This window comes from Jeotgalibaca caeni (assembly GCF_028863945.1).
GTDB lineage: Bacteria > Bacillota > Bacilli > Lactobacillales > Aerococcaceae > Jeotgalibaca > Jeotgalibaca caeni.
The window spans coordinates 21,712-31,077 of sequence record NZ_JARBEA010000032.1; the positions used below are offsets into that span (position 1 = coordinate 21,712).

At 42.8% G+C, this 9,366-nt stretch carries 8 protein-coding genes; 5 read left to right on the plus strand and 3 right to left on the minus strand.

The annotated features are described in order from the left end of the window. Window positions 1-6 precede the first annotated feature (6 nt). From PVE40_RS07950 to zupT, 5 genes are all read left to right on the plus strand, one after another. Entirely contained in the window at window positions 7-1,191 is a 1,185-nt protein-coding gene (locus PVE40_RS07950; protein WP_274731364.1) for a hypothetical protein, read from the plus strand. Then, a complete protein-coding gene (locus PVE40_RS07955) occupies window positions 1,188-2,096 on the plus strand; it encodes an ABC transporter ATP-binding protein (protein WP_274731365.1) in 909 nt (302 codons plus the stop codon). Before PVE40_RS07950 ends, PVE40_RS07955 begins: the two co-directional genes overlap by 4 nt. Before the next feature lie 5 nt (window positions 2,097-2,101). Beyond that, window positions 2,102-2,878, plus strand: a complete 777-nt coding sequence (locus PVE40_RS07960; RefSeq protein ID WP_274731366.1) for a hypothetical protein — start codon at window positions 2,102-2,104, stop codon at window positions 2,876-2,878. 312 nt (window positions 2,879-3,190) lie between these two features. After that, window positions 3,191-4,906, plus strand: a complete 1,716-nt coding sequence (locus PVE40_RS07965; RefSeq protein ID WP_274731367.1) for an ABC transporter ATP-binding protein — start codon at window positions 3,191-3,193, stop codon at window positions 4,904-4,906. A 136-nt stretch (window positions 4,907-5,042) separates the two neighbouring features. Continuing rightward, the gene (gene zupT / locus PVE40_RS07970) at window positions 5,043-5,858 is read left to right on the plus strand and encodes a zinc transporter ZupT (RefSeq protein WP_274731368.1); all 816 of its coding nucleotides are present in this window, start codon (window positions 5,043-5,045) and stop codon (window positions 5,856-5,858) included. A 56-nt stretch (window positions 5,859-5,914) separates the two neighbouring features. On the opposite strand, the gene PVE40_RS07975 is transcribed toward zupT, so the two are convergent. Genes PVE40_RS07975 through PVE40_RS07985 form a run of 3 tightly spaced genes read right to left on the minus strand, consistent with a single transcriptional unit; the run spans window position 5,915 to window position 8,984 of the window. After that, window positions 5,915-7,147, minus strand: coding sequence for an ABC transporter permease (locus PVE40_RS07975; RefSeq protein ID WP_274731369.1), 1,233 nt, complete (start codon window positions 7,145-7,147; stop codon window positions 5,915-5,917). Then, window positions 7,144-7,848: an ABC transporter ATP-binding protein gene (locus PVE40_RS07980; protein WP_274731370.1), complete on the minus strand. Its 705-nt coding sequence runs from the start codon at window positions 7,846-7,848 to the stop codon at window positions 7,144-7,146. Before PVE40_RS07980 ends, PVE40_RS07975 begins: the two co-directional genes overlap by 4 nt. A gap of 2 nt (window positions 7,849-7,850) precedes the next feature. Next, window positions 7,851-8,984: an efflux RND transporter periplasmic adaptor subunit gene (locus PVE40_RS07985; protein ID WP_274731371.1), complete on the minus strand. Its 1,134-nt coding sequence runs from the start codon at window positions 8,982-8,984 to the stop codon at window positions 7,851-7,853. Window positions 8,985-9,366 lie beyond the last annotated feature (382 nt).

The following is a 9,366-nucleotide window of genomic DNA, read 5'->3' on the forward strand; positions in this document are numbered from 1 at the left end:
TCATCTATGCAAATTGCCAAATGGGAATGGAAAAAATTAATCCATGATTGGAAAACGCGTATTCTTTTATTCGCATTTTTTATCTTTTACGGCACTTTTTCCCTCCTTTATCAACAACAAACGGTCAACTTTCCCGAAGAGCAGATGGAGAAGCAATACAATGACATTCGACAACTCTTCAATACGATCCCAACCAGCGATTTCCAAGGCGATGTAGGCGAGGAAGTTTATGACCACCTAGCAAATCTGCAGATGCTCTACGGCTTGCAGCTCTATATTCTCAGCCAACAAGAAGGTAATACGATTACTGGTTTTGAAGGTATCTTCTCTGATTATCTCGATTATGGGACACAGATTGCCAACAGCCAGGCTCGGTTGTTGGAGCTGGATGAATTTGCTTACTATGATTACATGGTCAGCTTCTTACCGGAAAAGGAATCGATTCAAAAAGATGTAGCCTTCTATGACTATATGGAGAAGCATGACCTAGATATTGAATGGAATTCTTTTTCCGCCAGTAATATTCTCCTTCAAGAAATGCATTTTATGCTCGGCTTCAGCTTGTTTCTATTTATTGCCTTGTTAGCGAGCGACCGTTTCACCAAAGACCAAGTGAAGAACTGGAGCATTACCCAAGGGATTCCCGTTCCTTGGAAAAAGCAGTGGCATATCAAAACGGTTCAGTTGTGGGGTGTACTTTGGGTTGTATCGCTTGCTGGGCTCCTGATGAGCTACTTGATTAGTTTACTAATTGAAACACCAGGAAGTCTGTGGTATCCCGTCATGATTCTCTTGCCGAATGGATATGTATCGGTAGCTATTTGGATATACGCGATTCTTGCAATTATTTTAGGGATGCTCCTCAGCTACTTCCTGCTTCTATTGACAGTTGGACTCAGTTGGATCTTCCGTACCATCTATTTTACGATTCTGATCACGCTGGGCATATATTTTATTCCATTCATTTGGCAAAGCCTCCAACCACTTAGTTCGTTGCAGCCAAGCCTATACTTGCACATTGAACCAGTATTGTCGGGAGCACTCTTTGAAGAAACCGGCTTACGTATTCACTTTTTGAAGGCCATCCCGTTGTTGCTCATCCTGATTCTTGCAGTAGAAGGAGCCTTTACCTTAGTATTTGACCGCATCCAAACCCAAACACTTGGCTTACGAAGGAGGACGAACCCATGACCTTACGTGTAAAAGATTTAACCGTCCGATATGGTGAACGGACTATTCTTGATCAGATTAGCTTTGAGATTCCTAATGGCTCGATTGTGGGTCTCGTTGCTCCAAACGGAACCGGAAAAACAACTCTGTTTAATGCCATCATGCGCTACATTCCTATTCAGGGCGGAGAAATTTCCATTGACGACACTATTTTTCAAAATACGCGCCCGGACATTCTAAAGCTCCACCAACAGATTACCTTTTTCCCCGACCAAGCAGATTTGTATGAAAACTTCTCCGGACGGGAACACATTCAACTCTATGCGGAAACCTGGAAGAAAGATGCCTCACAAGTTGATGCCATCATCGAGCTTTTGCACATGGAACATTATGCCCATAACCCAGTGCGGACTTACTCGCTGGGAATGCGGCAGCGGCTTTGCTTTGCAATGATGTGTGCGGCAGACACCCCAGTCATGTTAATGGATGAAGTAATGAATGGGCTGGATCCAGAAAACGTCAATCTCGTATCTGGCGTGCTGCAAAAGTTGCGTAGCGAAGGCAAGGTCATTATGGTTTCTTCTCACTTACTGGACAATTTGGATGAATATGCTGATCAAGTTTATTTTCTCTTAGGTGGGAAAATTATTTACATTTCCGATCACCATGAGAAAAAGGATGACTATGTGAAAGCCCGACTTACGGCTGACCAATTCAATCAAGTCAAATCACAATACGCTTTGCCAAGCGGAACTCTCTATTTGGATAACGGTTTGTGCTGCATTCCAATCCATCAGGAAGACCAAGCAATCCATTATTTGAGCACTTTGCGCAAATTCGCACCACAAACGGTTTCTGTTGGGCCATTAGGTACCGCTGATCATTACATTCGCATTTATGATTTTACGACCGAAAACAAGGAGTGAGGGAAATGAATACAAAAGAAAAATGGGCGCTCACTCTCCTCTTGAGCGCAGTACCTTTCCTTACTGCTTGCTCTTCCTTTACCGGATTCGCTAGCGAACGGTATGACGGCGTAAAAATAAACAGCGATGAAGCCGCCATTCGTGCTTACAAGGAGAATCGCGAAATCATTGGTGCAGAAAAAGAAGGCTATCAAACAGATGCTTTGTTCCAATTCTTAACGCAGCCGCCGCTTGATTTTGCTACGAAAGAAACCTATTTGGGTTTGACGAAGTACAGAAATGTCGTAGGAAAAGACCTGCCTGAAGGACGGTACACGGTTTTATATGAGGGCTATTCATCTCCAGATACGATTATTGTTCGAGACGAGAGTGGAGAAGTTTTATATCAAAAAATGTTAAGTTACGCAGCGAACACTTTTGAACTCGACCTATTCAATGGGCAAACCATCGAAGGCTCGACCGATGCGATTGCTTCCAATATCATAACGAATGAGCCAATTGCTGCGCCTCCTGCTAGCGAAGGAATTTCCTTACCAAACGGCGTGTGGCATGCAGGCACTCATATACCTGCTGGCGAATATGAAGTTCATGTTCCAAATTCTTTTTTGCAATATATTCCTCATCTATATGTCGTTTCTGGCGATCAAGAGATGCGTCTGTACGAATTACTTAGTCTGGCACCCGGTGAAGAGGAGTTTACCTTCTCCCTAACAGTCGAGGACGGAGACGTATTGCTTCTAGAAGATAGCTTGCCTCTTATCTTTACTCCTATTAAGGAATAACGTGATTTAGAAAAGGGTATCGTTGCGATAGAGCTGCCGAACTGCTCGCTATCGCAACGCAAAAGGCTCTATCGTTGCGTTAGGGCTGCCGAACTGCTCGCTATCACAACGCAAAGGCTTTTATCGTTGCGATAGAGCTGCCGAACCGCTCGCTATCACAACGCAAAGGTTAAAAATGGTTCTCGTTGTCCTCGTTAGGATTGCGAGAACCATCGTTGCTTTAAATATCCAGTTACCTCAGCTTCTTTTTTTCTCATTTTTATGCCATAATATTTCTAATGTTTGTTTGAAAAAGACTAGAAGGAGGTTCTCATGCTCAAACGATTTTTCGGCTACTACAAGCCTTATAAAGCTTTATTTTTACTTGATTTCACTTGTGCTATTATTGCGGCGTTATTGGAACTGGCTTTCCCTGTGGCTGTGAATCGGGTTATTGATTCTATTTTGCCCTCAGGTGATTGGAACTTGATTGTTCTTTCTTCCTTAGCGCTCTTATTACTTTATATCATCAGCACAGCTATGAACTATATTGTCGTCTACTTTGGCCATAAATTCGGGATCAGTGTTGAAACGGATATGCGGCAGGAACTGTTCAACCATATGCAAAAGCAATCCTTCAGCTATTATGACAATAACAAGACTGGGAAGTTGATGACGCGGCTAACGAATGACTTATTTGATATTTCAGAAGTTGCCCACCATGGTCCTGAAGATATTTTTATTACCTTGATCACCATTCTAGGTGCCTTCATCTTGATGTTACAGGTTCATGTTACACTGGCGATTGCGACCGTAGTGATGGTGCCTTTCATTATGTTTGCGGTTGGATTCTTTAATAAACGAATGACCAAGGTAAACACCCGGATTTATGAAAATTTAGGTGAATTCAATGCAGGAATCGAAGCTTCCGTCAGTGGGATTCGCGTTGTTCAAGCTTTTGCGAACGAAGACTATGAAGCAGACCGCTTCAAAGGGTTAAACGGTCTGTATCGCCAGGCGAAATTGGCTTTCTACCGTACGATGGCAGTCAGCTCTGCTTACAATTATTTGATGGTTCGTTTAATCAACTTGTTCGCTCTCTTTTTCGGATCCTATTTCACGATTCAAGGCGAATTGAGTTACGGTGCCTTTGTCGGGTTCATTCTCCTTTCCAACATCTTTGTTCGTCCCATTGAGAAAATCAATCATATGATTGAGATGTATCCGAAAGGGATTGCCGGGTTCCGCCGTTTTGCTGAGGAACTGGACCGTCCGATTGAAATTGAAAATCGTCCGAATGCGATAGACGTCCAAGGTTTGAAAGGCGACATTGAATACAAGAATGTTTCCTTCCAATACGATGAGACGCAGAGAGTATTGGATCATATTAATCTTTCCATTAGAGCTGGAGAAACCGTTGCGTTTGTTGGGCCAAGTGGTGGCGGGAAAACTACACTCTGTAACTTATTGCCGCGTTTCTATGAAATCAACGAAGGTTCTATTACCGTTGATGGGATGGATATTCGCGACATGACGATTGAATCCTTGCGCAACGAAATTGGAATTGTCCAACAAGATGTATATCTATTCCCTGGAACAATTCGGGAAAATATCAGTTATGGGAAACTGGATGCAACGGATGAAGAAATTGAACGCGCTGCTCAAATGGCGAACCTTGATCATGTAATTGCAGCAATGCCAGGCGGGATGGAGACAATTATCGGTGAGCGCGGCGTGAAGTTATCAGGCGGACAAAAACAACGTCTCTCCATCGCGCGTATGTTCTTGAAGAATCCATCCATTTTAATTCTGGATGAAGCTACGTCTGCACTTGATACCGAAACCGAACAAGTGATTCAAGAATCTCTTAACACCTTAGCGGTAGGACGCACGACGTTGATTATTGCGCACCGTTTAGCAACCATCAAACATGCGACCCGAATTATTGTGGTTGACGAGAACGGTGTAGGGGAACAAGGAACACATGAAGAGTTATTGGCATCAGGCGGAACGTATAGCCGCTTATATGAAGCTCAATTTTTACAATAGAAAACAGATAGGTGTGGGAAAACGTATCCTGGAAGATACGTTTTCCCACACTTTTTTCATTATACTTGAATTAATTTTTAGGTTAGCTTAAAATAAGAGAAAAGAATGAAATTTTAAAAAGAATAGAGGGAAGTAAATGACAGATTATTCATGGCAAACGGTCGCATTTGCATTTTTATTAACGTTATTCGCTGGACTTTCAACAGGTGTGGGTAGTGCATTAGCTTTCTTCACCAAAAAAATGGATGAGCGATTCCTTTCAGCAGCACTAGGATTTTCTGCTGGAATCATGATTTATGTTTCTTTCGTAGAAATTCTGGTCAAAGCAAGAGATGCGCTGGACAATTTCTTCGGAGCTTCTCTGGGAAATTTGTACACAACATTGGGATTCTTCGGTGGGATTGCTTTAATTGCAATTATTGACGCATTTGTTCCTAAGAGTAGTAACCCGCATGAAGTACGGAGCGTGGAGGAAATGGATGAAGGCGCACAGCAGAACGAAGAGCTGATGCGTATGGGGTTATTCTCTGCCCTTGCCATTGCGATTCATAATTTCCCTGAAGGTTTGGCAACATTTATCGCTGCTTTGGAAGACCCTTCTATGGGAGTCAGCATCGCCATTGCGATTGCAATTCATAATATTCCTGAAGGGATTGCGGTTTCCGTACCGATTTATTATGCAACCAAGAGTAGAAGACAAGCATTTAAGTATAGCTTCATGTCCGGCTTATCCGAACCGCTGGGAGCATTAATTGGATTCCTCCTATTGATGCCGTTCTTGAACGAAGCTGTGTTGGGAATTGTTTTTGCGATTGTGGCTGGAATTATGGTTTACATTTCATTGGATGAGCTACTGCCAAGTGCACAAAAATACGGCGAACACCATGTCGCAATCGGCGGATTAATTGCTGGAATGGCCGTCATGGCAACTAGTTTAGTATTGCTGGGTTAAGTAACAGAAAAATTCCCTCCATCGTGTTGATGAAGGGAATTTTTATTACTCCTATTTTATTGATAGATTGCTTTAATAGGATCCATCTTCGATGCACTGATAGCCGGAATGATTCCAAATACCAATCCCGTTCCGATTGAAACAGAGGTGGATAGAATCATAATCGTAGGGGTCAAATAGACGGGCATATCCATGAACATACCGATTAAGCTAGCAAGTCCATAACCCAGTAATAGGCCAATGATTCCGCCTAAGAACGTGATAAAGGCTGCTTCCAACAAGAATTGCAACAGAATCATTGTTGGCTTCGCACCAATAGCACGACGAATCCCAATTTCCCGCTTCCGTTCTGAAACAGACACGTACATGATGTTCATAACACCAATTCCGCCAACAAACAGTGAAATTGCTGTAATGGCCAATAAGAACATCATGATGCCGTTGATGAAGCTGTTTACTTCTTCCATCATTTCTTCATTGGAGCGATCTTCTTCAAACACCCCTTCATCATCAGGATAAGCTTCCATCAAGTTGTTGACCACATCCATGGTCACCATCTCTCGGTCTACACCGTCTTCCAACTTTATTTTCAACGATTGGATCGGTTTTGACTGTGTCAGGTTATTATACGCCGTTTGTGGAACAGCACTCACATACGCTTCTTCCCACGTATAATCCTCAACTACGAAGCCTCCACCTTCCCACTCATATGGTTCCTTGATGCCAATGATTTCAAACATGAAGCCATCAATTTGAACAGCTTGTCCGATGAGTGTTTCTGGATCATCTACCATAATCCCATAATCCAATACGTCATGAGAAAGCACGATCACATCTCGGTTCGCATCGGAAGACTGAATGTCACGGCCATATAGAATGCGCGTTTCACTCTTACTCGGCACTGCCATGGTATAAGCTTGCGCGCCGAAGTAATCCAAGTTGATATCAATGGAATCATCTGTTATCCCGTAAACGCCATAATCTGGCATCACTGATTTTACCCCATCCATTCTTGAAAGACGGCGCATATCACTTTTGGTAAACACAAAGGTATCTTCCACATAACCCATTCCAGTGTCATCGGTCATTACGATATTATGCTTCATGGTCACCACATTTGATTCTGTCGTATCAGCCAGATCCATACTCTGCTGACGTACACCTTCCCCTAGTGCAGCAATCGTAACAACCGAAGCAATCCCGATAATGATTCCTACCATCGTTAGAAACACACGTAACTTATGCGCCCGCAAGCTCAACAGTGTGCTCATCATAATATTTCGAATCATCCTGCTGCACCTTCTTCCACGAAACTACCATCGTGCATGCGAATGACGCGCGTTGCGTACTGCAACAAATCTTCGTCATGCGTTACCATAATAATCGTTTTTCCTTGCTTGTTTAGTTCTTTTAGCAACTCCATTACGCCATTACCGGTTTCTGAATCGAGGGCCCCTGTCGGCTCATCAGCCATAATAAGCAACGGTTCATTAATAAGGGCACGAGCAATTGCGACCCGTTGCTGCTGTCCGCCAGACAGTTCTTTGGTTTTCGCCTTTACCTTTTCAGGAATACCAACTAAACCAAGGTATTTTTCGCTCGCTGACAAACGTTCTCGCTTGTTCAACTTGCCACCGTATACCAGCGGCAACTCGACATTTTGAGCTACGTTCAAGGAATCGATGAGGAAAAACTGTTGGAAAATAAAACCGAAATATTGATTACGGATATCTGACTTTTTATTTTCATTCAGTTGAGAAACATCATCCCCTAAGAATGAATACGTACCTGTCGTTAAGCGGTCCAAGAAACCAATCGTATTCATAAGGGTTGTTTTTCCACTACCGGATTTCCCTACAATCATTAAAAAGTCGCCTTCATAGATTGTTAAGTTGACTCCATTTAAGACGGTGTTCTCTAACTCGCCTTTACCAAATATTTTCGTCGCACCCGTCAGCTCAATTAATTTCTTACGCTCTGCTGCTTCCACGGCTACTCCTCCCCTTCAGCTCCTGATTCGGTTTCCATCATGGCTGGGTCTAAAAAGTCACCTTCTTGAATGTCCGCTTCTGCTGAAACGATAATTTCATCTTCTGCTTCCAGTCCACTCGTTACCGCTACTCCTTCAGCAGTTTCTTCACCCAAGTTGATTACCCGTCGAGCGACTGTACCGAAGTCATTCACCAGTACATACATCGTTTCGCCTTCTTGATGAATCGCTTCTTTCGGAATGACTACCTGACTTTCTTCTAGATTAATCGTTGCCTGAACGTGGTATCCATTCACAATCCGTTCTAATGAGTCAAAGCTCAGTTTAACTGGATAGCTCGACATGGATGACGTTTGACTATACGGATCGGCTGCTTCACTAGCAGGGGTCGTATCGACAAATGAGACTTTACCCAATGTGGTGAAATCATTCGAGATAACGGTAATGTCTGCCACTTGTCCAACCGCTACTTTTTCTAGATCCTTTTCATTTACCGTTCCCGAAACATAGAAGTTTTCTGAGATGAGTTTCATCAGCGGCACATCCGCTTTCTTCTCTTCTGGAATCACTACTTTACCTGTAAAAGGTGCAGTCACTTCCGTATAAACTTCTTCTTCCATCGAAATGATGTTGCTGTAAATTTCTTCGATTTGAGAATCTAGTTCATACAGATTAAATTCCATCGTAATTTCTTCGAGCGTTTGAACCCGTTCTTCTTCTGTCAGCTTGTACCACCGATCAATCGCTAGTTGTTGCTTGTAAGCAGTGTTAGCACGGTCTGTTTCCAAACGAGCTGCCTCGTTATACAGCTGATTGATTTCTTTTTGCATGGTTTCATTCGTGTAATCATAAAGGAGTGTCCCTTCTTCAACAATCTGCCCATTTTCTACCAGTAAATCGCCGCGTGTCCCGAGCGTTTCTTCTTGGTAGAACTCTTGCGACTGTTCAGGCGTTACGACACCGTTCACAAATATTTGTTCCATTGGCGGTACCATGTAATACTCAATACCAAACGGATCTTCCTCAGGCATCGCTTCTTCTTCATTTTCTTTCCCTAGGTAATTCGGTAAAATAAACACTGCTGCAAGAATTGCTACAGCCACTAGACCAATCCATAACCACTTTTTCTTCTTCATTCTTTTCCCTCCAAGAGTTATATGAAAACGCCTTTCTTTTTGCATACGTGTATTATACCCTTAATACAAAAGATAACAATACTTTTTTGGAAAAACGACTTATTTTGTGCATAAAAAAGAAGCTGGGACAAAAGTCCCAGCCTCCTTCCTGTATACGAATCTCTGCCTCTTAAACGTGCTCCAAAAGGCAGACCCGACGTCACTTCACGAACAATGCTCAGATGGTCTACGACCATCCTGCGCTTATTCGTTCCAGTGATTCGAGTCTAAACGCCTTTTTATACGAAAACTCTGGGTAAAAAAGCAAAAAAAACTACTCCTCTCCTGAAAAAAAGATGGTAATTTTTTTTAGAAGTCTAACCTTGCGCTCTGGCTGGCCTCC

Bases quoted from the DNA above. Each gene is read 5' to 3' on its own strand.
- PVE40_RS07950 (WP_274731364.1), top strand. From the start codon at position 7: ATGCAAATTGCCAAATGGGAATGGAAAAAATTAATCCATGATTGGAAA.
- PVE40_RS07955 (WP_274731365.1), top strand. From the start codon at position 1,188: ATGACCTTACGTGTAAAAGATTTAACCGTCCGATATGGTGAACGGACT.
- PVE40_RS07960 (WP_274731366.1), top strand. From the start codon at position 2,102: ATGAATACAAAAGAAAAATGGGCGCTCACTCTCCTCTTGAGCGCAGTA.
- PVE40_RS07965 (WP_274731367.1), top strand. From the start codon at position 3,191: ATGCTCAAACGATTTTTCGGCTACTACAAGCCTTATAAAGCTTTATTT.
- zupT (WP_274731368.1), top strand. From the start codon at position 5,043: ATGACAGATTATTCATGGCAAACGGTCGCATTTGCATTTTTATTAACG.
- PVE40_RS07975 (WP_274731369.1), bottom strand. From the start codon at position 7,147: ATGATTCGAAATATTATGATGAGCACACTGTTGAGCTTGCGGGCGCAT.
- PVE40_RS07985 (WP_274731371.1), bottom strand. From the start codon at position 8,984: ATGAAGAAGAAAAAGTGGTTATGGATTGGTCTAGTGGCTGTAGCAATT.